Annotated in this window: 26 protein-coding genes; 19 read left to right on the top strand and 7 right to left on the bottom strand. The window is 35.3% G+C overall.

The genetic code is table 11. The annotated features are described in order from the left end of the window. Nucleotides 1–8 precede the first annotated feature (8 nt). The gene (locus C8P70_RS12185) at nucleotides 9–371 is read right to left on the bottom strand and encodes a hypothetical protein (protein WP_133713596.1); all 363 of its coding nucleotides are present in this window, start codon (nucleotides 369–371) and stop codon (nucleotides 9–11) included. A 168-nt stretch (nucleotides 372–539) separates the two neighbouring features. Here C8P70_RS12185 and C8P70_RS12180 point away from each other — a divergent pair, with 168 nt between their 5' ends. Next, on the top strand, nucleotides 540–1283 hold the full coding sequence (locus tag C8P70_RS12180; protein ID WP_133713595.1) for a YoaK family protein: 744 nt from the start codon (nucleotides 540–542) through the stop codon (nucleotides 1281–1283). A 63-nt stretch (nucleotides 1284–1346) separates the two neighbouring features. Next, nucleotides 1347–1784, top strand: a complete 438-nt coding sequence (locus C8P70_RS12175) for an acyl-CoA thioesterase (protein ID WP_133713594.1) — start codon at nucleotides 1347–1349, stop codon at nucleotides 1782–1784. 63 nt (nucleotides 1785–1847) lie between these two features. Here C8P70_RS12175 and C8P70_RS12170 read toward each other — a convergent pair whose 3' ends face one another. After that, the gene (locus C8P70_RS12170; RefSeq protein WP_133713593.1) at nucleotides 1848–2297 is read right to left on the bottom strand and encodes a hypothetical protein; all 450 of its coding nucleotides are present in this window, start codon (nucleotides 2295–2297) and stop codon (nucleotides 1848–1850) included. 219 nt (nucleotides 2298–2516) lie between these two features. Between C8P70_RS12170 and C8P70_RS12165 the strand changes: the two genes are divergently transcribed. The 14 genes from C8P70_RS12165 to ric all read left to right on the top strand — a co-directional run bounded on the left by C8P70_RS12165 (nucleotide 2517) and on the right by ric (nucleotide 12720). Then, on the top strand, nucleotides 2517–3290 hold the full coding sequence (locus tag C8P70_RS12165) for a 3'-5' exonuclease (RefSeq protein ID WP_133713592.1): 774 nt from the start codon (nucleotides 2517–2519) through the stop codon (nucleotides 3288–3290). A 14-nt stretch (nucleotides 3291–3304) separates the two neighbouring features. After that, entirely contained in the window at nucleotides 3305–3916 is a 612-nt protein-coding gene (locus tag C8P70_RS12160) for a fumarylacetoacetate hydrolase family protein (protein ID WP_133713591.1), read from the top strand. A 5-nt stretch (nucleotides 3917–3921) separates the two neighbouring features. Further along, on the top strand, nucleotides 3922–4266 hold the full coding sequence (locus tag C8P70_RS12155; protein WP_133713590.1) for a histidine kinase: 345 nt from the start codon (nucleotides 3922–3924) through the stop codon (nucleotides 4264–4266). A gap of 11 nt (nucleotides 4267–4277) precedes the next feature. Next, on the top strand, nucleotides 4278–5525 hold the full coding sequence (locus C8P70_RS12150) for a CinA family nicotinamide mononucleotide deamidase-related protein (protein ID WP_133713589.1): 1248 nt from the start codon (nucleotides 4278–4280) through the stop codon (nucleotides 5523–5525). A gap of 77 nt (nucleotides 5526–5602) precedes the next feature. After that, nucleotides 5603–5839 (top strand): 50S ribosomal protein L28, encoded by a 237-nt coding sequence (gene rpmB / locus C8P70_RS12145; RefSeq protein WP_133713588.1) that lies wholly within the window; start codon nucleotides 5603–5605, stop codon nucleotides 5837–5839. A gap of 24 nt (nucleotides 5840–5863) precedes the next feature. Continuing rightward, nucleotides 5864–6046, top strand: coding sequence for a 50S ribosomal protein L33 (gene rpmG, locus C8P70_RS12140; protein ID WP_006260303.1), 183 nt, complete (start codon nucleotides 5864–5866; stop codon nucleotides 6044–6046). A 9-nt stretch (nucleotides 6047–6055) separates the two neighbouring features. Continuing rightward, on the top strand, nucleotides 6056–6211 hold the full coding sequence (locus C8P70_RS12135; RefSeq protein ID WP_133713587.1) for a DUF4295 domain-containing protein: 156 nt from the start codon (nucleotides 6056–6058) through the stop codon (nucleotides 6209–6211). Between the two features lie 136 nt (nucleotides 6212–6347). Next, nucleotides 6348–7301 carry a signal recognition particle-docking protein FtsY gene (gene ftsY, locus C8P70_RS12130; protein WP_133713586.1) on the top strand — a complete coding sequence of 318 codons (954 nt, stop codon included), beginning with the start codon at nucleotides 6348–6350 and terminating at the stop codon, nucleotides 7299–7301. A 7-nt stretch (nucleotides 7302–7308) separates the two neighbouring features. Further along, entirely contained in the window at nucleotides 7309–7746 is a 438-nt protein-coding gene (locus C8P70_RS12125; RefSeq protein ID WP_133713585.1) for a hypothetical protein, read from the top strand. Further along, nucleotides 7743–8054 (top strand): DUF721 domain-containing protein, encoded by a 312-nt coding sequence (locus C8P70_RS12120; RefSeq protein ID WP_133713584.1) that lies wholly within the window; start codon nucleotides 7743–7745, stop codon nucleotides 8052–8054. Before C8P70_RS12125 ends, C8P70_RS12120 begins: the two co-directional genes overlap by 4 nt. Before the next feature lie 103 nt (nucleotides 8055–8157). Further along, the gene (locus C8P70_RS12115) at nucleotides 8158–9165 is read left to right on the top strand and encodes a TlpA family protein disulfide reductase (protein ID WP_133713583.1); all 1008 of its coding nucleotides are present in this window, start codon (nucleotides 8158–8160) and stop codon (nucleotides 9163–9165) included. A gap of 81 nt (nucleotides 9166–9246) precedes the next feature. Beyond that, entirely contained in the window at nucleotides 9247–9684 is a 438-nt protein-coding gene (locus C8P70_RS12110) for an RrF2 family transcriptional regulator (protein ID WP_133713582.1), read from the top strand. 76 nt (nucleotides 9685–9760) lie between these two features. Continuing rightward, nucleotides 9761–11995, top strand: coding sequence for a nitric-oxide reductase large subunit (locus tag C8P70_RS12105; RefSeq protein WP_133713581.1), 2235 nt, complete (start codon nucleotides 9761–9763; stop codon nucleotides 11993–11995). A gap of 2 nt (nucleotides 11996–11997) precedes the next feature. After that, nucleotides 11998–12720 (top strand): iron-sulfur cluster repair di-iron protein, encoded by a 723-nt coding sequence (ric, locus tag C8P70_RS12100; RefSeq protein WP_133713580.1) that lies wholly within the window; start codon nucleotides 11998–12000, stop codon nucleotides 12718–12720. Between the two features lie 106 nt (nucleotides 12721–12826). Here ric and C8P70_RS12095 read toward each other — a convergent pair whose 3' ends face one another. The 5 genes from C8P70_RS12095 to C8P70_RS12075 form a co-directional block, all read right to left on the bottom strand. Then, nucleotides 12827–13417: a calycin-like domain-containing protein gene (locus tag C8P70_RS12095; protein ID WP_133713579.1), complete on the bottom strand. Its 591-nt coding sequence runs from the start codon at nucleotides 13415–13417 to the stop codon at nucleotides 12827–12829. Nucleotides 13418–13523: 106 nt separating this feature from the next. Further along, a complete protein-coding gene (locus C8P70_RS12090) occupies nucleotides 13524–14618 on the bottom strand; it encodes a DUF4903 family protein (RefSeq protein WP_133713578.1) in 1095 nt (364 codons plus the stop codon). A gap of 12 nt (nucleotides 14619–14630) precedes the next feature. After that, nucleotides 14631–16136 carry a leucine-rich repeat domain-containing protein gene (locus C8P70_RS12085; RefSeq protein WP_133713577.1) on the bottom strand — a complete coding sequence of 502 codons (1506 nt, stop codon included), beginning with the start codon at nucleotides 16134–16136 and terminating at the stop codon, nucleotides 14631–14633. Nucleotides 16137–16157: 21 nt separating this feature from the next. Further along, complete coding sequence (locus tag C8P70_RS12080; RefSeq protein ID WP_133713576.1) at nucleotides 16158–16874, bottom strand: HmuY family protein; 717 nt, start codon at nucleotides 16872–16874, stop codon at nucleotides 16158–16160. Nucleotides 16875–16878: 4 nt separating this feature from the next. After that, complete coding sequence (locus C8P70_RS12075; RefSeq protein WP_243832706.1) at nucleotides 16879–19104, bottom strand: TonB-dependent receptor plug domain-containing protein; 2226 nt, start codon at nucleotides 19102–19104, stop codon at nucleotides 16879–16881. A 531-nt stretch (nucleotides 19105–19635) separates the two neighbouring features. On the opposite strand from C8P70_RS12075, the gene C8P70_RS12070 reads away from it, so the two are divergent. Genes C8P70_RS12070 through C8P70_RS12060 form a run of 3 tightly spaced genes read left to right on the top strand, consistent with a single transcriptional unit; the run spans nucleotide 19636 to nucleotide 21747 of the window. After that, complete coding sequence (locus tag C8P70_RS12070; RefSeq protein WP_133713574.1) at nucleotides 19636–20838, top strand: hypothetical protein; 1203 nt, start codon at nucleotides 19636–19638, stop codon at nucleotides 20836–20838. Continuing rightward, complete coding sequence (locus C8P70_RS12065) at nucleotides 20835–21287, top strand: copper resistance protein CopD (protein WP_133713573.1); 453 nt, start codon at nucleotides 20835–20837, stop codon at nucleotides 21285–21287. The genes C8P70_RS12070 and C8P70_RS12065 overlap by 4 nt, the downstream gene beginning before the upstream one ends. Then, nucleotides 21274–21747, top strand: a complete 474-nt coding sequence (locus C8P70_RS12060; protein WP_133713572.1) for a hemerythrin domain-containing protein — start codon at nucleotides 21274–21276, stop codon at nucleotides 21745–21747. Before C8P70_RS12065 ends, C8P70_RS12060 begins: the two co-directional genes overlap by 14 nt. Nucleotides 21748–21927 lie beyond the last annotated feature (180 nt).

Raw genomic sequence — 21927 nt, 5'->3', positions numbered from 1 at the left:
ATTTAAGGTTATGTGAGAGGTGGTTTTGAAAAATCAAAAACGGGAAGATAAGCATATTTGTTTTGATATATGCCTTTAACGGATTCTTTATAATCTGTAATTAAAGGTATTTGCAATTCCCATTGAAACGGGTTAAAAAATAATATTTCTGATATAAAAGTAGTGGTTTTTTTGTGGGTAAACGGATTGTCATCCTGAGCTGTTTTTGCCAGTTCATTCTTGAGGTGGCAAGAACCGTTGCACTGCATCTCGGGTTTGTCTTTATTTATGCACAGTTCCTGTATAGCATCATAGTTAATTACAAAGTCTAATATAGGGAAAATAGGCTTTGCAAAAAATAAAACTACTATGAATACTATGAGTTTCTTCATGTGACAAATATAGGAGAGGTTTAATTGTGGTAAAATGACTTTTATCATGTGTTTAAAAGGAAAACAGGAAGAGTATGATTTTAAATCAAAAATATATATTATATCATTGAGATGATATGTTGATTTTGTTGTTAAATTTGATATTAAATTCTTTTATTTTAATATGCAATGTTAAGACATGAAGGAAGAAGAAGAACCTTTTTCCACAATTTAAAATTGGCTTCCATATTATCAACAGTAGCAGGAATAGTAAATATTGTAGGTGTATTATCTGTCAAGGTTTTAACGACCAATGTGACGGGGCATTTTGCTTTTTTTTCTGAAGAACTGTTCTTTAAGGACTATAGTCTTGCCGGTTTATTTTTAATTTACATTTTTTCTTTTTTGGGAGGAGCCTTTATATCCAGTTTACTGATGGATTTTTCAAAGCGTATACGATTTCGATCAACTTATATTTTGCCTGTTTTTTTAGAAATAACGCTTTTTATTTTGGTTATGGTCTGTAGTCTGTTTTATACAGGTGTCGATCAGGCTATTGCATCGATGCTTTTATTTGCCATGGGGTTGCAAAATGCTTTAGTAACAAGAGTTTCTCAATCTGTTGTCAGAACAACTCATCTTACAGGGTTATTTACGGATTTGGGAATAGAGCTTTCTTTTCTATTTTTTAAACAGCATTACAAAAAGCGAAGCCTCAGGAGAAGTATAGGGTTGAAAATTTCTATCATAGGAGGTTTTTTCTTAGGTTGTATTTTGGGAGGTTTCGTTTATCAGCAATTAGAAATTTATACATTATTTATTCCTGTTGCACTGCTATTATTTGCTTTGTGGTATGATCGTTTGATATTTAAATATCTCATCCTGAGAAGAAAACTTATTGCTCAACGCAGAAATATTTTAAAGTTGCGTTAAAACCTTTTAGGAGATAAACGGATTTTATAAATTGTCTGTTACATATATTTAAAATAGAGAATAATGAATCTTAAAATAGAAGATTTTAAATTTTACCATCCACTGGAAATCAGGTGGAATGATTTGGATGCGTTAGGACATGTAAATAATGTACTGTACATTGATTATTTTCAAACGGGAAGAGGTAAGTACATGACAAAAGCGAGTAAGAAATGGAATTGGAACAAACACATGTTTGTCATAGCGAATATAAACTGCAATTACGTACGGGAAATTGGTTTAAAAGTCAAGAACCCTAAAATAGGCGTTCGTATTTCTAAAATGGGAACTAAAAGTTTTGAAATAGAGTATGTCATCCTCAGTGAAGAGAAAGACCATTCTCCGATAATTCATGCTCATGGTTCGAGTGTTCAGGTAATGATTGATCTGGAGAACAAAAAATCTATTGAAATTCCAGGTTGGCTCAAACTTGAAGTAAAAGCTTTTGAGCAATTGAAGTAAAAAAAACTTCGACACAGGACAAGCCGATCGAAGTCTTTTTGTTATAGTTAATTTAGTTTGGTATTAATACTTAGTTTCTTTCCAAATGGCGATATCAGCAAGAATTTTGTCAGTATCAGCATTTATTTCTTTTATGTAATCAGGATTGTAAAGGGTGTGTGTTGCTTTGTTGATGCGCAACTTTACTTCGTTTTCGTTGAGAATTTTTACAATAATCTTTTTGCTTGAGTCTCTGAATTCCTGATAATGGATAGCATTTTTGTTTTCATACAAAGTCAGATAAACCGGCTCAGAATCTTTGTTTAATGATTTATCTTGTTGGTATACTAAAGTTGCTTCGCCGTTTTTATATGTAAAAAAGTAATTTTTAAACATAAAAGTTTTGGCGGAGTAAACGGTAGTATTGTTGTTTTTAAGCTTATAAGGTGAAGAAACGATAGTTTCTGTAGTTTGGCAACTAATCAAAATGCTTGTTAGAACAAACAGGCAAAATAACGGCATTAGCTTTTTCATATAATAGTTTTTTGATGCTTAGTCAACGCTAAAATAAAATAATATTTCAACAAAACAAAACATTTTTTAACTACTGTGTTTATTTTGGGATGTTTTTTTATGTAGTTGATGTTTTTAGAAATAGTTTATTGTGTTAAATGTAATAAAGATAAAACTTTTGAGAATCGTAAGTTATACTGTCTAACATTTTTTATATTTGTGTAGATAAAAGTAAAATTAATGGAACTTAAATTACACAGACCCATTTGTTTTTTTGATTTAGAAACAACAGGTGTGGATGTTGCTAGAGATAGAATAGTAGAAATTGCTGTTTTAAAAGTTTATCCGAATGGCAATAAAGAAAGTAAAACATGGTTGGTAAATCCCGAAAGACCAATTCCTGCACAAGCTTCGGAAATACATGGTATTACAGATGAAAAAGTAGCCAACGAGCCTACTTTTAAAGAATTAGCTTCTCATGTCTACAATATGATTAAAGATTCAGATTTGGCAGGATTTAATTCTGACCGCTTTGATATTCCGCTATTGGCAGAAGAAATGCTGAGAGCAGGAGTAGATTTTGAAATGGGTAATAGAGTATCTGTAGACGTACAAACTATTTTTCATAAAAAAGAAGAGAGAACCCTAAGTGCAGCTTATCGCTTTTACTGTAATCAAACCCTCGAAAATGCTCATTCTGCAGCTGCAGATACAAATGCAACCTACGAAATTTTAAAAGCCCAGTTGGACAGATATACCGATTTGGAAAACGATATGAAGGTTTTATCTGAATTTACGACTCGTAAAAAATCAGTGGATTTTGCAGGATTTATAGCACTCAACAAGGAAGGGAAGGAGATTTTTACATTCGGCAAGCACAAAGGGGTTTTAGTTGAAGATGTGTTAACGAATGAACCGGGATATTATGGATGGATTCAGAATGCTGATTTTCCGCTTTATACTAAAAAAGTACTGACAGGCATTAAGTTGAGAAAATTGAATACTAAATTTTAGTATAGCTCCGATTTATGAAGATTATTTGCATAGGAAGAAATTACGTAGGACACATTTCCGAACTCAATAACGAATGCCCAGATGAACCTGTTTTATTCATCAAACCCGATACGGCTTTATTAAACAGAGAATTTCATTTTGTTATTCCTGATTTTTCAGACGATATTCACTATGAAACAGAAGTAGTTGTTAAAATCAATAAAGTAGGGAAATATATCAATCCTAAATTTGCACATAAGTATTATGATCAGGTTTCTTTGGGAATTGATTTTACGGCAAGAGACGTACAGCAAAAATTAAAAGACAAAGGATTGCCATGGGAAAAAGCAAAAGCTTTTGACAATTCAGCCCTTGTCGGAGATTTTATTTCCAAAACAGAACTGGAAGATATATTTGACACTTCTTTTTTACTAAAAAAGAATGAAAAAATAGTTCAGCGAGCCTCTACGGCTCAAATGATTTGGAATATAGATCAGGTAATAGCAGAGGCGTCGAAGTACTTTACCTTAAAAACAGGAGATTTGATTTTTACAGGAACTCCTGCCGGGGTAGGAAGAATAGTACCAGGCGACGTTTTGGAGGGAGAGCTGAATGGAAAAGAAATATTCCGGTTATCAATAAAATAGCATATATGGCATTGTATTATAATTTAGGACCGTTGTATGAAAACTGTAAAGAAAATCCTGAAGCGATTAAAGAAAAATTACTTGTTTTTATAGAAGGAGCGCCCCAAAGTCTCTTAAAGATGAAAATGGGGATTACAGAAAAAAAATACAATAGAGTAAAAAAACAGCTCCATTTTATAATGCCTTTTTTAGAACTTTTAGGAATGGATTCTGCTTTAGAGGAAGCTCATGATATTAAAGCATGGATTTTGCGCGAAGGCAAAAAAAAAGAAGTAAAAGAAATTTTTAAATCATTTAAGCTTCACGTAAAAAACGCAGTGAAAGAACTTAAAAAAGACCTTTCACTTTAAAGTATAAAGCAATGAAAGCAAGCTTGATAACCATTGGAGATGAAATTTTGATCGGACAGATTGTAGATACTAATTCTGTCTATATGGCTAAGGCTTTGGATAATATAGGCGTTGAAGTAACAGAAATTTTGACTGTTGCTGATAATAGTGAGGCAATTTTTACTGCGCTTCAGAATCAGCTCAACAAAGTAGATTTAGTAGTGATGACAGGTGGTCTTGGTCCTACAAAAGACGATGTAACCAAAAAAGTTTTTTGCGATTTCTTTTCGGATAAATTAATTGAAAATGAGCAGGTTCTTCATCACGTTACCGTGCTATTAGAGGCTTTTTACAACAAACCAATTTCAGATATAAACAAGTTGCAGGCACAAGTTCCTTCTCAGGCGCATATTCTGTTTAACCGTGTTGGAACCGCTTCGGGAATGCTGATGCAGCGAGAAAATACGATTTACGTATCATTACCGGGAGTTCCGTTTGAAATGAAGACTATTTTTGAAGAAGAACTCCTTCCGCTATTGCGAAAAAAAAGTAATGGAAATTACAACGGACATCGAACAATTGTTACTTACGGTATAGGAGAAAGCCTACTGGCAGAACATCTGAATGAATGGGAAAGTAATCTGCCTAAAGATGTTCACCTTGCTTATTTGCCCGGCTTTGGAAAAGTGCGCTTGCGATTATCGCTAAAAGGCAAAAACAAAGAAAAAATAGATCAGACACTCCAAAATCAGATTGACTTGTTGCCCGTTAATGCCAGATCATACATTATAGCAGAAGAAGATATTGAGATAAACGAAGTGGTAGCAAAAAGGTTGCAGGAAACAGAAAAAACTATTTCCTTTGCAGAAAGTTGTACAGGAGGAAAGCTGGCAGCGCTGTTTAGCGAACGCCCCGGCGCATCTGCATATTTTAAAGGTGGAGTTGTAGTATATGCTACGCAGGCAAAAATAGATGTATTGAAGGTAGCCTCTCAATTAATTGAAGAAAATAGTGTAGTAAGCGAAGCTGTTGCTATGGAAATGGCAAGACAGGCAAGAATGCTGTTTAATTCAGATTATTCCATTGCTACTACAGGAAATGCCGGTCCTGCTAAAGGAGACTCTGAAGCTGAAGTAGGAACAGTGTATATCGGAATTGCAACTCCCGAAAAGACGTATGCCCAACGATTTGTTTTTCCGTCGCCTCGTGAAAGAGTAGTGAATAATGCTGTTTCAAAAGGGCTGGAATTGATGTATAAGGAAATATTAAAAAATATCTGAAAAGATTTTGTTTAATAGTTTTCTTTTTCGTTACTTTGCACCCTGATTTTGAATATTGAAATAAAATATAAGTAATAATGTCAAGAGTTTGTGAAATTACTGGAAAGAGAGCAATGGTTGGAAACAACGTTTCTCACGCAATGAATAAAACTAAGAGAAAGTTTTCTGTAAACTTAGTTAAAAAACGTTTCTACATTGCTGAAGAAGACAGATGGGTAACCTTAAAAATATCTACATCTGCATTAAAAACAATTAATAAGAAAGGTATTGCTGCTGTGTTGAAAGATGCAAGAGCAAATGGATTAGTAAAATAATCAGACCATAAAATATAGAATACGATGGCAAAGAAAGGTAACAGAATACAAGTAATCTTAGAATGTACAGAACATAAAGCGTCTGGTTTACCAGGAACTTCTAGATACATCACAACTAAGAATAAGAAAAATACTCCTGATAGATTGGAAATTAAAAAATTCAATCCAATCATGAAAAAAGTAACAGTTCACAAAGAAATTAAATAATTAGTAGTCATGGCAAAGAAATCCGTAGCAACTTTAAGATCTGCTTCGTCTAAGAAGCTGACTAAAGCAATTAAAATGGTTAAATCTCCAAAAACGGGTGCTTACACTTTTGTAGAAGCTGTTATGGCTCCTGATTTTGTAGATGATTTCTTGAATAAGAAGTAATTTACCATTAAAATAATCTTGAATAAAGCCGTCTTTAGACGGCTTTTCTTTTTTCCCGTATTTGCATTTTTGTTCCGCCAAACATGCTGAAGCATATTGTTATATTCTTTATATTTGTATTTATAATTGTATTGTTATGAGTTTTTTTAAGCGTTTATTTTCGTCAGAAAAGAAAGAAACTTTGGATAAAGGACTAGAAAAGTCTAAAACTTCTTTTTTTGACAAGCTCACTAAAGCAGTGGCAGGAAAGTCTAAAGTAGATGATGACGTTTTAGATAACTTAGAGGAAGTACTGGTTACTTCCGATGTCGGCGTAAATACTACGCTTAAAGTTATTGAAAGAATTGAAGAAAGAGTTACCCGTGATAAATATGTCGGTACGGATGAATTGAATAAGATTTTAAGAGAGGAAATCGCTGCGCTTTTGTCTGAAACAAAATCGGGCGAGTCTACTGAATTCGAAATTCCGGACGGTAATAAACCATATGTAATTATGGTGGTTGGCGTAAATGGTGCAGGAAAAACAACAACGATAGGCAAGCTTGCCTACCAGTTTAAAAAAGCAGGATTAAAAGTGGTGTTGGGGGCTGCCGATACTTTTAGAGCAGCAGCCATCGATCAGCTTCAGGTGTGGGCGGATCGGGTGGGCGTTCCGATAGTGAAACAAAATATGGGGAGTGATCCGGCTTCAGTAGCATTTGATACTTTGCAGTCTGCCGTAACTCAGGGGGCAGATGTTGTGATTATAGATACAGCAGGACGTTTACATAATAAAGTTAACCTGATGAATGAGCTTTCTAAAGTAAAACGCGTTATGCAAAAGGTTATTGGTGATGCGCCTCATGATGTTATGTTAGTACTGGATGGTTCTACAGGACAAAATGCGTTTGAGCAGGCGAAACAATTTACTGCCGCAACAGAAGTGACCAGTTTGGCAGTTACAAAACTGGACGGAACGGCAAAAGGAGGAGTGGTGATCGGTATTTCAGACCAATTTCAAATTCCTGTGAAATATATTGGCGTAGGTGAAGGAATAGAAGATTTACAGGTTTTTAATAAATATGAATTTGTAGATTCTTTCTTTAAATAAAAGCTATATGAATAAAACCAAATACATACTTCTGTGCAGTTTGATTGTATGGATGTCATCGTGTAAGAAAGAAATCTCTGTGGGTGATTATTCTCTTTTAACCGGGTATTGGGAGATAGAAAAAGCAAAATTACCTGACGGAACTGAAAAAGATTACAGTTTTAATGCTTCCGTTGATTATTTTGAAGTGAATGAAGAAGGTATAGGATTCAGACAAAAATTAATGCCTCAGTTTAACGGAGAATATCTAACAAATGATATACCCGAAGAAATAAAAATTGAACAAGAAGGCAGCGTATTTTGGATTAACTACAAAACTGATTTCTCCGAATGGAAAGAGCAGCTGATGACAATTAAAAAGGATGAGTTAATATTGAAAAACGAACACGATATTATTTATTACTACAAAAGAACAGATGCTGTAAATAGCGAGGATGCAGAATGAAAAAATTTAACGAATATAAGAGGCTTAGAGAAGAAAACAGTATTGAAGACGTTTTAAAGTTAATTATTCGCGAAAACAGATTAGAAGAAGGTATAGATAATATTGATGCAAGGAATGCATGGATAAACTTGTTAGGTCCCGGTATTGCTAACTATACACTGGATGTCGTTTTAAAAAGAGAAGTACTATATGTGGCTCTTTCATCTCCTATCCTCAGAGAAGAGCTGAGTTATGGCAAGCAGAAGATCATAAGAATGATTAATGATGATTTAGGAAAAGAAGTTATCAAAGATTTAGTGTTGAGATAAAAAGAAATCGGGAATATTCCGATTTTTTTATTTGTCATATTATTAACAAGCAGATAAAAAAGATTATATTGACAGGTACCCATAATTTATACCAAAATTGACTATGAAAAAACTATATTTTATCGTATTTGCCTTCTTGCAGATAGTGACAATTTGTAATGCACAAAATAAAATCACGATTAAAGGAACAATTTTAAAAGCAGAAAGTGTTGGTCAGATTTTTATTAGTACCGGAGATTTCCTAACTTCATTAGATGTTTCAGAAGATAATACCTATGCTAAAGAGGTCGACATTCCAGTTTTACCAACTAAAATTTCGCTTGCAGGAATTAATATGAAAACAGGAAAGATTAATTATTATACTCCTGATTTATGGGTAGAATCTAGCGAGGTAGAGCTCAATATAGATTTGTCAAAAAAGAACGAATATGAGCTTCATCCCATCATGGATGATCAGAGCTTATCCGAGCAAATACAATACGCAGATAAAAAGGAGAGAAAACAGCTGATAAAACAAAACAGCAATTCTTTTCCTGCCTTGTATTTTCTGTATAATGATTATTTTTTCAAAGAAAGTAAAGATTTGGCTTTTCTGGAAGATATTTTAGCAGGATTAGATCAAGACTATAAAGAAAGTTATTACGGCAAATTATTAGATACTTTTTTAAAAGCAAAAAAGGAAATTCCTGTTAAAAAAGGTAAACAATTAATGCCTGTTGAACTATTTAATAAGGATTTAAAATTGACAAGCCTGATTCAACAGAACAACAAAAAGAAGATAATATGTTATACTTCAACCGGATGTGGATATTCCAAGGCTTCGATGGCTTTTTTGGCAGAACTTCAGATTAAAATAGATATCGATAAATATGAAATTATAACCGTTTGGGATGATTCGTCGTATGAAATATGGCAGTACCATATACCCGAAATAAAAAACTTAATCCAATGGACAAATTTTTGGGATAGATATCGGTTTACTCATACTTATTTAAATATAGATACAACACCAACATTTTTTATAGTTGATGAAAATAATGTCTTGCTCAAAGAAATGAAAGGTATTAGTTCCAAAACTAAAAAAGAGTTATTAAAGGCGTGTAACATTTAATAGAATATTTTTACAATAAAAGATGTTTTTGTCTTTTTATATAAAAATTACTTTGTATATTTGTCCTAAAGATTAAAAGGTATGTTTTCAAAAGCTTGTGAATATGCAATACGCTCTGTTATTTTTGTAGCTACTTCGTCTATGAAAGGGGAAAGAGTCGGGTTTAAAGAGATTGCAAAAGAAGTTGGAGCGCCTGAAGCGTTTACAGCAAAAATTTTACAAAAGCTGGCTAAAAGCGGTATCATTTTATCAATTAAAGGTGTTGGCGGTGGTTTTGAAATCCCGGTTGAAGGATTAAAGGAGATTAGACTTTGTGAAATTGTAAACGTTATTGACGGAGACTCGATTTACAAAGGCTGTGGATTGGGGTTGCCAAAATGCTCAGAAACGCACCCTTGTCCGGTACACGAGAAGTTCAAAGAAATACGCGAAAATTTGAGACAGATGCTTGAAACAACTACTATTGAAGAGCTTTCGATGGGAATTAAATCAGGCGACACTTTTTTAAAAATACAATAGTAAAAAAGAAGAGGGAATGAGATTTCCCTTTTATTTTAAAACAATAAAAGATAAAAAAGTCTTCTATATAAATATTATGAATAAACATCAGAGAAAACTATGGATAGCATTTGCAATAGTGATGCTGTTCTCATTCGGGGTACTAGGGTATTTTGGTATAGAAATCTATCAGGAAGCGCCGCCTATACCGGAAAAAGTAATTAATCAAAACGGAGAAGTTGTATTAACAGCTGCCGACATTAAGGACGGACAAAATGTATGGCAAAGTATTGGTGGACAGGAAGTAGGTTCAATATGGGGACACGGAGCATATGTAGCTCCCGACTGGACCGCAGATTATCTACACAGAGAAGCCCTGTTTTTACTGGATTATTATGCCGATGCAGAATATGGACAAAGTTATGACAACTTAAATGCAGAACAACAGGCAGCAATGGTAGTGAGGCTGCAGACCAATATTCGTCAAAATACATTTGATAAAACATCCAAGACACTGACTATTTCTAATGAGCGAAATTTGGCAAGAGAGTATATGGATGCGTATTATTCAAAACTTTTTACAGATGATTCTGAATTTGATCAGCTGAGAAAAGATTACGCCATTCCGGTTAATGCAGTCAAAGATCCAGTTCGGATGAAACAAATGAACGCATTTTTCTTTTGGGCAACTTGGGCAACAGTTACTAATCGTCCGGATTCAGATATAAGTTATACTCATAACTGGCCGGCAGAAGATTTAGTTGGCAATAAAGCTACGACTCCTTTATTAGCATGGTCGGGGGTGAGTATTATCTTGTTAATCTTTTTTATCGGCGTATTGATTTATTATCACGTTGCTTCTAAAAAACACGGCGAATTGCCTATCCCTCAAGAAGATCCGCTGAGCAACGGAGAACCGACAAAAAGTATGACGCTGCTTAAAAAATACTTTTGGGTAGTATGTCTGCTGATGATTTTACAGGTATTGTTGGGCATTTTAACCGCTCATTACGGGGTAGAAGGACAAGGACTTTACGGTATTCCGTTGGACAAAATTTTGCCGTATTCCGTTACCCGTACCTGGCATACGCAGCTGGCTATTTTTTGGATTGCTACTGCGTGGCTGGGAACAGGACTGTATATTGCCCCTGCAGTAGGAGGAAAAGATCCGAAGTTTCAGGTGTTAGGAGTGAACTTTTTGTTCTATGCCCTTTTGATTATCGTGTTGGGTTCCATGTTCGGACAGTGGCTCGGGATTATGCAAAAATTAGATTTAGCACAAAACTTTTGGTTTGGACACCAAGGATATGAGTATGTAGATTTAGGTAGATTTTGGCAGATATTCCTGTTTGCAGGATTATTTATCTGGTTGGCTTTAATGGTTCGTCCATTGCTGCCGGTGTTTAAAACAGAGCAAAATCACAAAAACCTCATTGTATTATTTTTGATTTCGTGTGCGGCAATTGCATTGTTTTATGGCGCCGGATTAATGTGGGGCAGACAAACTAATCTTGCCATTGCTGAATATTGGAGATGGTGGGTAGTACACTTATGGGTAGAAGGATTTTTTGAAGTATTTGCTACCGTGGTATTGGCATTTATATTTGTGAGAATGGGGTTGATTAAATCGAGAACCGCCACCAACGGAGCACTTTTCTCTACCATTATTTTTATGTCCGGCGGAGTAATAGGAACATTCCACCATCTTTATTTCAGTGGTACACCAACAGCAGTAATGGCATTGGGAGCAACATTTAGCGCATTGGAAGTAGTGCCTTTAACGCTTATCGGTTATGAGGCGTACGAAAATTATCAGTTATCTGGTAGAAAAGATTGGTTAAAAGATTATAAATGGCCTATTTACTTTATGATTTCAGTTTCTTTCTGGAACTTCTTAGGAGCAGGAGTATTTGGTTTTATTATCAATCCCCCGATAGCACTTTATTACATTCAGGGCTTAAATACAACGCCACTGCATGGTCATACTGCTTTGTTTGGAGTGTACGGCATGCTTGGGATAGGATTAATGCTGTTTGTATTGAGAAGCATTTACAGAAATGTACAGTGGAACGAAAAAATGTTAAAAATAAGTTTTTGGGGATTAAACATCGGTTTGCTACTCATGGCATTTTTAAGCCTGCTGCCTATCGGTATATGGCAGGCGGTTGAAAGTATTCAGCACGGCATGTGGTATGCCAGATCAAGCGAATTGATGCAGCAGCCGATGATGATTGTATTAAAATGGCTGCGAACAATAGGCGATGTGATTTTTGCAGTAGGGATTGTAGCAACAGCAATATTTGTATTTAAACTAACAATAAAAAAGAAATAATTATGGAAAATAAAACAGTGGGCTCTTATGTAGCCGAAGATTTTAGAACAGCAGCAGTATTCAGCCGATACGGAATTGATTTTTGCTGTAAAGGAGGAAGAACACTGACCGAAGCGTGTGAAAAAAAGAAGCTAAATCAGGGAGATTTAGAGCAGGAACTTGAACGAGTATTAGCTCAAAAATCAGATAACAGTATCGATTTCAGAATGTGGCCTTTGGATTTGCTGGCAGATTATGTACAAAAAACACATCACCGCTATGTAGAAGAAAAAACGCCGGTTTTATTGCAGTTTTTAGATAAACTGTGCAAAGTACACGGCGACAGACATCCGGAATTGTTCCGAATTCACGAATTGTTTGTGGGATGTGCACAAGAACTGGCACAGCACATGAAAAAAGAAGAACTGATGTTGTTTCCGTTTATCCGAAAAATGGTAGATGCCTCTATTACAGGCAGACCACTGGATCAACCGCATTTTGGTACAGTACAAAATCCTGTGGCAATGATGATGCACGAACATGATGGAGAAGGAGAGCGTTTCAGGGAAATAGCTTCGCTGACAGATAACTACAATCCGCCTGCCGATGCGTGCAATACCTATCGGGTAACATTTGCTATGCTGAAAGAATTTGAGGAAGACTTGCACAAGCACATTCATCTGGAAAACAATATTCTTTTTCCAGCTTCGGTGGAGTTGGAGAAAAAAATAATGTCCGGAAACTGATATTTATATCAAAAAAGAAGCGGCTGAAAAGCCGCTTCAATTACTAACTAAACACAATACATTTGTGAAAAAATCACGAAAATTACTATTATAATTATTACTTATATTACTTGGTTCCTGTAAAATCTACGTCTGCATTAATGATCATAGAACCCCATGAGCCATTGGCAAGAAAGTTTAGCGCCATGGTATAGGTAGTGCCACTTTTGGTAATGGTACCGTCCACATCAATGTCTGAATAAACTCCCATAACGCTGAAGCCATTTGTTTCCGTACCTTGAAAATGTACGGTGTTTCCAGTTTCAGTATAAGGAATACTATACATTTCAATATTAATATTGGCAGGCATTGATCCTACTTTAAAAGGTTCTATTTCCAAATCGATGGTTTGTGCGGTTTCGTTTACAGTTATAGTAATAGATTTGTCCTCCACATCGTCATAATCGCCCGGACCTGAACCGGCAAGCATACTGTTGATTACATAGGTTCCGGTATAGGTTCCGGCATAATCACCGGCAGCAAAAGTGGTATAACGGCTGTTGCTTTGCAAGCCGTCGGGATGAAACAAATCGTGAAAAAACGATTTGTTTTCTATTTGCTGATCGGTTGGTTGGGTATCTTTGTCGTCTGTACTACATGACGTCAAAAACAGCGCTCCAAAAAGCGCGAAAACGGATAAAAATTTAAAATATTTCATATTTACTTAATTTAAAAATGATTACTAAATAATATGTTTTGTGTTTAGTATTTTTTTATTAATGGATATCTGTGCTATAATGCTATACTTCAAAAAAAATGCTTAATCAATTTCTTATCGCTCCAACATTGATTTTTATTTTTACCCCCTGGTTAAAGACAATGTCCATTTCGGTCAGTCTCAGTTTGGCGTATTCGTAATGATCGCCCAGCCAGTCTGTAGAACGCCAGATGCCGCTGAGCGTTCCTCCTTCGGTACGTTGTCCGTTTACAGTTATGTAAGCCGTATCAGGCTGGTTGCATTGCAGCAGCTTGGAATGGATAGGGGTTTTCCACGTTTCATATATAGGCGGGTCGGGGTTAAACAAAAAGCTGATATCTCCTTCAAAGGAGGCGGTATAAGTTTTGCCTGCCAGCTCAAAATTTACCGGACCTATTTTTCCCCGGGTGTGATCCGGACGAGCAATGTCGTAACTAAAAGTAAGCGGAATGTCTATCTCTGAACTATTGCCGTCGGCATCCGTTATGGTACAGCTAAACAGCTGTTCGGAAAAATTAAACATGTTGTTTCGCACTTTGTCAATCTGGCGGTGAACGTCATAATAGCTGTCCAGCAGCTCCAGATACTGTTCCAGCGGATAGATGTCAAAAGCCTGATCGGGCGAGATAGAAGTAACACTCATCAGCTTAAAGTTAATGTCCATAAAAATCTCGTTGGTATTGGGATTGTAATACCCGTTTACCTCTGCGCTGGGACTGGAATCATGCTGTATTCTTTCGCCCTTGTCGTTATAAACATAAGAGCCTGCGGTGGCTTTGCTGCTACGGGTACCAAAATAAATCCAGTCTTTTTTTTCGGGATAGGCATCTACATATTTGTTGATGATATCCAGATTGCCGCTGATGGTTGCCGCCAGCGGCATTTTGCCAAACTGAAATTCGGGCATTTCAAAATAGAGCTTGTTGGGCTCGTTTTTGTCGTAGTCAAATTTAAACTTTACGGGCATGCCCATTTCTCCTACGGTTCGTTCTCCGTTGGCACGGAACGCCCGCGTATAGATAATCACTTCTTTGTTTTTGAACTTTTGTTCAAAAAGATTTTCTTTTTCTTCTTCCAGTTCCGGTTCGGACTCCGAAGTGCTGCATGCTCCTGTAAAAACAAAGGCAGTCAGCAGCAACATAAAATATAAAAATTGTTTCATAACTGTTTTCTTTTACAACAGGTTTCCATCTTTATCCATAAAGATTGTATTTGACCATCTGTTACCTTTATTAGGATCTATACCACAGTATAAAAACCGGAAATTAGGTGTAGAAGCTTCTACTTTGTGCATCAATTCAATACATTTTTCTTTGTGGGTGGTAAGCATTACATCGTCAAAACTAATAGATATTTGATGCTCAACTTCGGTCAGCGTTTTCGGGAATTCAACATTCCACGCCGGCAGTCCTCGGAACCATGAGGTACCCCAAAAAGAGTTCAGGTGAGAGAAATCCGCTTTTTGCAGTTTGGGAAGATACAGTAGCTGAACCTGCCCCCATTGCATATCGGACAATTTGCTTTTGGGTACGATGATTTCTTCCAGATCGGGGTTGTTTGTTATCTTAAGCGTGGACATGGTTAGCGAACCGCCAACAAACAAATCGGCACTGCTGCTTAAATCAAGCGTTTTGAATCCCGACATAAATGTAAAATTTAACTGTTTTAGCGAGGTGTTTGTAATTTTAACTCCTCTGGCAATATGAAAATTACGCATCCACAACCAGCTTATACCGTTGTCCGGGATTTTTAAATATTCAATAGTCGTGTTTTTTGCCTGATGGTTATTGTTGATATTAATCCAGGTGGCTCCATAGTCTTTATGCTGAAGCACATATTGTATTCCTTCATAATTTTCTATTTTCGTGGTTTTAAATTCTTCTCCTGCTTCATCCATCCACAGGTAAGTGTTGTCATAAGAATCCGGGTCTCTTGTTTCGTCGTAATTTGGATCTTTTGTCTTACTTTGATTAAATTCTCGCCCTAACTGAAACTCCGCTGTATTTTCGGGTATTCTCATCGGGGTAGCTATATCGAGTAAATCGCCGGCGTTGGGAAATAAAGAAGGAAAAGTTTCCTGCATATATTCTCTCAAAATCGGGTCGGGAATTTCCCTCAGGGTTGTATAGGTTTTAAGCCCTCCTTTTACGGTCATTTTCATATCAATGGTTCCGTTGTCCACAGCATCTTTATTGGCTTTGTAAAAGTCGAGTACATCTTCCATATTAAACCGTGCTTTTTCGGGCAGGTACAGTTTGTCAATGCTGCGTTCTGCCAGATTGTAAAACTCATACAAATCATTGCCCTGCAACTCTATGGCGGTTACGGTTTCGGGCAGCTGATTAAAGTCAAACTCCATATCAAGTTTGTTATCTGCCAGTTTTATTTCGTTCAGGTTTTCAAAGGCTTTTATTCCTTCCAGATCGCTTATTTGTTTGGAAGACAGATTTAGTGTTTGGGTTTCTTTTACCTTTTGGTCAACCTTTATGTCATTGCCTTCAAATTCGTATCCCAGCTCTTTAAGGGCTGCAATCAGTTTAGTGTCGTTTATTGCAACGGTTTCTATTGGTTCTTTATCATTCGGTTCTTTATCAATCTTTGTATTGTCATCAGAAGAGCAGGAAATAAACTGTACTGCCAAAAAAACAATAGTTGCAAAACTTAGAATTTTTTGTTTCATGATTATTTATTATTTAGTTATTTAAAAAATTTCGTTGCATTTATAGCTGATTAATCCGCCGTTTTCGCCAATTTCAAGTTCGGCATCGTACCAACTTATGATTAACAGTTTAAAAAAACGGACACCGTCGGCACTTCGGATAATATACACGTGAAATGAGGGCTGATAGGACGGTGGCGGACCGGAAAAACGCAGAGCATTTGCCAGTAGTGGATTGGCTGTTGATTTCATTTGTTGAGGACCGCTATTGGGGTTAAACCATGGATCAGTATTACCAGTTTTGCTGCTTTCCAATATCCACTGTTCTTGACTCATAGTAATATTTATGATTGTATCGGTAACAAAAACGGCTTCATCCGGTATTTGTGTTATGGAATTGATACTTTCATATGCTACAAGTCCCATATCGTATGCGCCTCCTTTGCCGTTCCCGCTTAATCCGCTGTTGGTTCGGATATTGAAACGGTTAAAGGCAATGTCCCAGTCCATGCGATCTTTTTGTTCTCCTTCAACAATAGGGCGATCGGAAGTTCTGAAAATCGAATCACCTGAAGAAAAAGGATTCAAAAACTCATCTTTTCTGAGGTTATAATACAGCCAGTCGTTGCTGTATTCTGTAATTCGGGGAAGATTTTTTCCATCGTAAGGCAAGGCATCATATTTTACGCAAGCAGCAGGCAGCGCAGCAATGATTAGTATCAATATTGTTTTTTGTATAGCGTGTAAATCGATTTTCATAGACTTAAAATTTATATTCAAATTGAACAAATACTCTTCTGCCTGGTGTGGCGGGGATGTTGAACATTGATACGCCGGCACCTAACAAAGAAGGTTTGTAATTAAAAATGTTATCTGCTCCCAGTGTCAGTTTATAATGATTATAAAAGGTTTGATTAACAACCAGATTGGTCATCGAATAGGTAGGCAAATCAACTTCAAAATAAGTATCTGTAGGCTTACTGTTAATCATTAGTTTGTCTTGTACGTTGAATTTTTTGGCTCCTATCAAGTTGGTACTTAAAGATGCTTTTAAATTGTAATTTTGGCGCTTAAAGCTATATTCAAACTGTATATTGGCATTGTGTGGCGATGCGGTATTGAGTTGTACGCCGTTTGTTTTGCTGACATTTACATAAGAGTAAGACCAGTTTATACCAAAGCTGTTATTTATTTTGCCTTTTCCTAAAACATCAAATCCTCTGATATTGCTTTTGTTGAGGTTCTGATACTCAAAATTGTATTGAAATTCAAATACTCGCCATACACCTTCTATTTTATCTCTGAAATAATTTGCATAGGCGTTAAAGTTTATAAAGATTCCGTTGCTTTGGAATTCCGTAGAAAGGGAAAAATAATTGTTTTTTTCCGGTTTCAAATCAGGATTGCCTACTATCTGAAACATGCCGAGATGATCCCAGTCAAAAAACTTTTCTTTTATTGTTGGAATGCGATAACCCGAAGCGTAATTAAAGCGAAGACCTAACTCATCTGTTAAGTCATATTTTACAGAAAATTTTGGAGATATATTTGTTCCGAATAATTCGTTATAAGAAGTACGCAGTCCTAAAGCAATTTTGGTATTGTTAACTCCTGAATATTCATCCTGAATATAGGTTTCAATTTCTTTAGATTCTCTTTCGGTTAGGGTACCTTTTCTTCCAAACCGATCGCTAATCAGTTTTTCTACATTTTGTTCTATACCTAATGTAAATTCGTGTTTGTTAAAATAGCGCGAAGTAAATTTTAATCTGGGTTGCAATAATTTAGAATCGTACAGTTTTTTTTGTTCGTCAATGCGCTCATGTCTTTTAAAACGTTTATAATGATCAGTGTGTATGCTAGCTGATAATTGACCTATATTTTTAAAGGTATAATCGGCTTTAAAGCCTCCTGAAAAATCTTCGGTCTGGTTAAAAATTAAATCCTGAATCAGATCGTAGGTATTCATGAAAAAATAGGTTCCATAAGCTTGAAAATGTAAATTTTCGAGAGGATCATAATAAATTTTTTGCGATATGTTTACAAATTCATCTCCTTCTATTCCAAGTGGAGGTCGCTCAATATAACTTCTTACAACGGTATCCTGCATCAGTCCTATTTCAGGGTTTTTGCGGAATGTTTTTTCGTCATATCCAGACTGAAATAAATAATAAGCATCTGTGCTTGTGTATTGAATATCTGTTTGTAGGGTAACCTTACCCAAATTACTACCCATAGATATCCAACTCTGAAGGTTTGGCTTATCAACATTTTTTTCATACATATACAGGAAATCTGATTTTTTTGGGTTTTTATAATTTTTTTGATTCCTTTCGCCATAACGTACGCCGGCAGTAAACGAAAATTTTTGATCCGTTTTTTTAGTAATTAAATTAATAACCGCTCCTGAAGCCATAGAACCATATAATATGGAAGAGGCTCCTTTTATAATTTCTATATGATCTATAGAGTGGATATTAAACCTTTGATAATCGAGATTACCTGCCATTTCTCCGGTCAGTTTTTCTCCGTCTATCAGAAATAATATATTCCGTGCATCTAAACCTGCAACATTTATATCGGTTCCGAAGCCTACTTTCTGAAAATTCATACCGGGAATTTCATTCATCAATGCATCCTGTATACCTGTAAACCCCGATTCTGTAATTTTTGTGCCGGAGATAATCTGAATAAGTATAGGAGTATCTTTAATACGTTTAATTCCTGTGCTGGAAGCTGTTATTACAATATTGCCTATTATCTTATTGTCCGGAATCATTGTTATTGTTTTTGTAGATTCATTTGCGGAAAGTGTCTCTGTGACAATCTGATATTGAAAAGCTTCTATATAAAATGAAAGATTCCCGGTTTCTGTAAGTATAATTTTACCTTGGTCATCAGTATAGAAGGGCTGATGCGGATTATCTGTTAAAACTAGTTTTGCGGAGGAAATAGGAGATAAGGTTTCCGAATCAATAATTTTAATCAATCGTTGCTGAGCATTAGTTGTAAAAAAGAAGCATAGCAAGAATGTAGTGAGTAATAGTTTTAAGTATATGGGAGATAGATTATACATATTGGTTATTATAATGAGTTTCAGTAAAAAATATTGTTACAAACTTATTAATTATTTATACTTAATCTAAATAAAAATAATTATTACTTTAATCTATTTTTTTTAACATTATTGGTAATATTGTTGCTTATTATTGTTTTTTGTTTTTATATATTTAATATTTTATCTTAAAATTATTTTTAAAACTGTTGTTTGTTTTTTTAATATCGTGAATCTCTTTTTTTAGTTTTTGACCTTAAAAGCTATATTTGTATTTATTTAGATTAATTTAATTGTATGTAATAACCTGTAATCCCATAATCTCTTTTTTTAATGAAACTTATTTCTAGGCGTTGATTTCAGAAGAAAATTTTCTTATTTGAAACACAAAAAAAGAGGTTTTTTTTAAGTCTTTTTTAGATTAAAAATGTACTTTAGCAAAACAGGATATTTTAGTCTTTTTGTATGAAATCAATATTCTTCTTTGTACCGTTGTTTAACTTTTTGTTAGCCGCGTGTTTCGGGTTGTTGCTAAGGGCGGCGTTTGTATATCCTTCTATAAATGAGAGTATAACTTATTTGTACATTTTGCATGCCCATTCACATATTGCTTTGTTAGGGTGGTTATATATGTTGGTATACGTTTTGTTTGTCCACTTTTTTGGTATCAAAAACGACAAGGAGAACCGGTTTTATGTCCGTTTATTTTGGGTTACTGAAGCAGCAGTATTAGGCATGGCACTTACTTTTCCCTTTCAGGGATATGCTGCGGCATCTATTACCTTTTCGACTCTTCATATCATATGCTCATATTTATTTGGCTATCATTTGTGGAAAAACAACAGACTTGTAAATAAACAGATAAGATTGCTTTTAAAAACAGCTTTGGCATTTATGTTTATATCTACCCTGGGGGTATGGTTTTTAGGACCTGCCGTAGGTATGATGGGGAAAACAAGCGCTTTTTATCAGATTTGTATTCAGTTTTTCTTGCATTTTCAATTTAATGGTTGGTTTTTTACAGCTTTTTTGACCTTGATTTTTAATTGGTTTTTAAGCAGTAAACGCATAAAATATTTTGGATTGTTTTACGGACTGTGGATACTCTCCGTTGTTTTGACATTTGGATTAATCCTGGCGTGGTATCTTGATATCGCACAATTTTACTGGGTCAATGCAGGTGGGGTAACGCTACAGTTGCTGGCTTTTGCTGTGTTGAGTAAAAATTTTTGGGATGTTCTAAAAAAACGAACAGAATTCGGTCATGGTTATATTTGGATGCTGTTGGCATTGTGTTGTTTTGTATTCAGAATTTTGATGCAGATGATAACAGCTTCGGAAGTATTTGCTGCGCAAACACAAGTAGTCAGAAGTTGGATTATTGGATTTATACACTTAAACATGCTTGGAATATTAACGGGATTAGGCTTTTGGTTTATGATTAAACTACAAAAAATAAGATTAAATTTCAATATCAAAACCGGAGCGTTCTTTTTGCTGACAGCATTTATAGCAACAGAAATAATTTTGTTTTTGCAGGGAATAAAAATGCTGACAGGGAAAGTTATTTTAGAAAATGACTTTGGATTATTGTTTTTATTTTCGATAGGATTCCCTGTGGGAATCTTGTTTACACTGAATTCGCTTAATAAAAAAATCAGATTATGAATGAATTACACCTTTTGCTGATTATTCACTTGCTGTGTGCCACGATCTGGGTTGGCGGACATATTTTGGTTAGCGGTATTGTTTTACCGCAAGTGTGGAAAAAGAAAGATACAGGATTGCTGTTTGATTTTGAGGAAAAATATGAAAAAATAGGTATGCCGGCGCTATTGCTTTTGGTAATAACAGGAATAAGGATGGCGTATATGTATAATGTCAGGGTTGGAAACTGGTTTTCTTTTTCGTTTCCTATAGAAAAAGTCGTATCTTTAAAACTGATGTGTTTGTTTGGAATAGTGTTGCTGGCACTGAGTGCACAGCTTTATGTTTTGCCTGCTTTAAAAAAAAATATAAAAATGCTACCTCTAATGACAATTCACGTTTTGCTGGTTACGCTGTTGAGTATTGCAATGTTAATTTTAGGAAGTTTTGTGCGTTATGGAGGAATCTAAAAAAACAAAACCTTTAAAAAGGATAGAAGAACTAAGGTATTTGAGTCACGATCACCATCATGGATTGCTGTTGTGCTGGAAAATTAAAACTGGATTTGCCAAAGGTATTTCTGCAGAAAGAATAAAAAAATATTGTAGCTGGTTCTTTGAAAATTATCTAAAACATCACTTTGAGGTAGAAGAAGCTGTAGTTTTTTCCGTTTTAGGTAATGCTCATCCCGAAATTGAAAGGGCTTTGGATGAGCATCAAAAACTGATAAAATTATTTGAAAGTCAAAAAGACATTGAAAATAATCTTAATCTAATTCAAAATTTATTAAACAAGCATATTCGGTTTGAAGAGCGAGTATTGTTTCCGTTAATACAGGAAAAAGCAACTTTAGAACAGCTGCAAAAAATAAGAGCAGCAGATGATGAAGAGATATTTGTAGAAAATAATGAAGATGCATTTTGGCTGTGAAGTTACAGATTTTCTCCGCTACTTAAAAGGCATATTTTATTTTGATTCCCAGGGCATATGTTTTTATTTGTGATTTGTATTTTCCATTGGTTTGTGCCAGGCTCATGGGTTTTAAGGCATTTCCGGGTTCGGGGTTATAGATTAGCAGATCGCTTTGAGATTTATCAACTGCTTTGGATT

This window comes from Myroides indicus (genome assembly GCF_004364575.1).
GTDB lineage: Bacteria > Bacteroidota > Bacteroidia > Flavobacteriales > Flavobacteriaceae > Flavobacterium > Flavobacterium indicum_A.
Note: the sequence above shows the minus strand (reverse complement) of the source record. Positions and strands in the feature narration are given on the sequence as shown.

Coding starts and splice junctions, on each gene's coding strand:
- C8P70_RS12185 (WP_133713596.1), bottom strand. CDS start 371: ATGAAGAAACTCATAGTATTCATAGTAGTTTTATTTTTTGCAAAGCCT.
- C8P70_RS12180 (WP_133713595.1), top strand. CDS start 540: ATGTTAAGACATGAAGGAAGAAGAAGAACCTTTTTCCACAATTTAAAA.
- C8P70_RS12175 (WP_133713594.1), top strand. CDS start 1,347: ATGAATCTTAAAATAGAAGATTTTAAATTTTACCATCCACTGGAAATC.
- C8P70_RS12170 (WP_133713593.1), bottom strand. CDS start 2,297: ATGAAAAAGCTAATGCCGTTATTTTGCCTGTTTGTTCTAACAAGCATT.
- C8P70_RS12165 (WP_133713592.1), top strand. CDS start 2,517: ATGGAACTTAAATTACACAGACCCATTTGTTTTTTTGATTTAGAAACA.
- C8P70_RS12160 (WP_133713591.1), top strand. CDS start 3,305: ATGAAGATTATTTGCATAGGAAGAAATTACGTAGGACACATTTCCGAA.
- C8P70_RS12155 (WP_133713590.1), top strand. CDS start 3,922: ATGGCATTGTATTATAATTTAGGACCGTTGTATGAAAACTGTAAAGAA.
- C8P70_RS12150 (WP_133713589.1), top strand. CDS start 4,278: ATGAAAGCAAGCTTGATAACCATTGGAGATGAAATTTTGATCGGACAG.
- rpmB (WP_133713588.1), top strand. CDS start 5,603: ATGTCAAGAGTTTGTGAAATTACTGGAAAGAGAGCAATGGTTGGAAAC.
- rpmG (WP_006260303.1), top strand. CDS start 5,864: ATGGCAAAGAAAGGTAACAGAATACAAGTAATCTTAGAATGTACAGAA.
- C8P70_RS12135 (WP_133713587.1), top strand. CDS start 6,056: ATGGCAAAGAAATCCGTAGCAACTTTAAGATCTGCTTCGTCTAAGAAG.
- ftsY (WP_133713586.1), top strand. CDS start 6,348: ATGAGTTTTTTTAAGCGTTTATTTTCGTCAGAAAAGAAAGAAACTTTG.
- C8P70_RS12125 (WP_133713585.1), top strand. CDS start 7,309: ATGAATAAAACCAAATACATACTTCTGTGCAGTTTGATTGTATGGATG.
- C8P70_RS12120 (WP_133713584.1), top strand. CDS start 7,743: ATGAAAAAATTTAACGAATATAAGAGGCTTAGAGAAGAAAACAGTATT.
- C8P70_RS12115 (WP_133713583.1), top strand. CDS start 8,158: ATGAAAAAACTATATTTTATCGTATTTGCCTTCTTGCAGATAGTGACA.
- C8P70_RS12110 (WP_133713582.1), top strand. CDS start 9,247: ATGTTTTCAAAAGCTTGTGAATATGCAATACGCTCTGTTATTTTTGTA.
- C8P70_RS12105 (WP_133713581.1), top strand. CDS start 9,761: ATGAATAAACATCAGAGAAAACTATGGATAGCATTTGCAATAGTGATG.
- ric (WP_133713580.1), top strand. CDS start 11,998: ATGGAAAATAAAACAGTGGGCTCTTATGTAGCCGAAGATTTTAGAACA.
- C8P70_RS12095 (WP_133713579.1), bottom strand. CDS start 13,417: ATGAAATATTTTAAATTTTTATCCGTTTTCGCGCTTTTTGGAGCGCTG.
- C8P70_RS12090 (WP_133713578.1), bottom strand. CDS start 14,618: ATGAAACAATTTTTATATTTTATGTTGCTGCTGACTGCCTTTGTTTTT.
- C8P70_RS12085 (WP_133713577.1), bottom strand. CDS start 16,136: ATGAAACAAAAAATTCTAAGTTTTGCAACTATTGTTTTTTTGGCAGTA.
- C8P70_RS12080 (WP_133713576.1), bottom strand. CDS start 16,874: ATGAAAATCGATTTACACGCTATACAAAAAACAATATTGATACTAATC.
- C8P70_RS12070 (WP_133713574.1), top strand. CDS start 19,636: ATGAAATCAATATTCTTCTTTGTACCGTTGTTTAACTTTTTGTTAGCC.
- C8P70_RS12065 (WP_133713573.1), top strand. CDS start 20,835: ATGAATGAATTACACCTTTTGCTGATTATTCACTTGCTGTGTGCCACG.
- C8P70_RS12060 (WP_133713572.1), top strand. CDS start 21,274: ATGGAGGAATCTAAAAAAACAAAACCTTTAAAAAGGATAGAAGAACTA.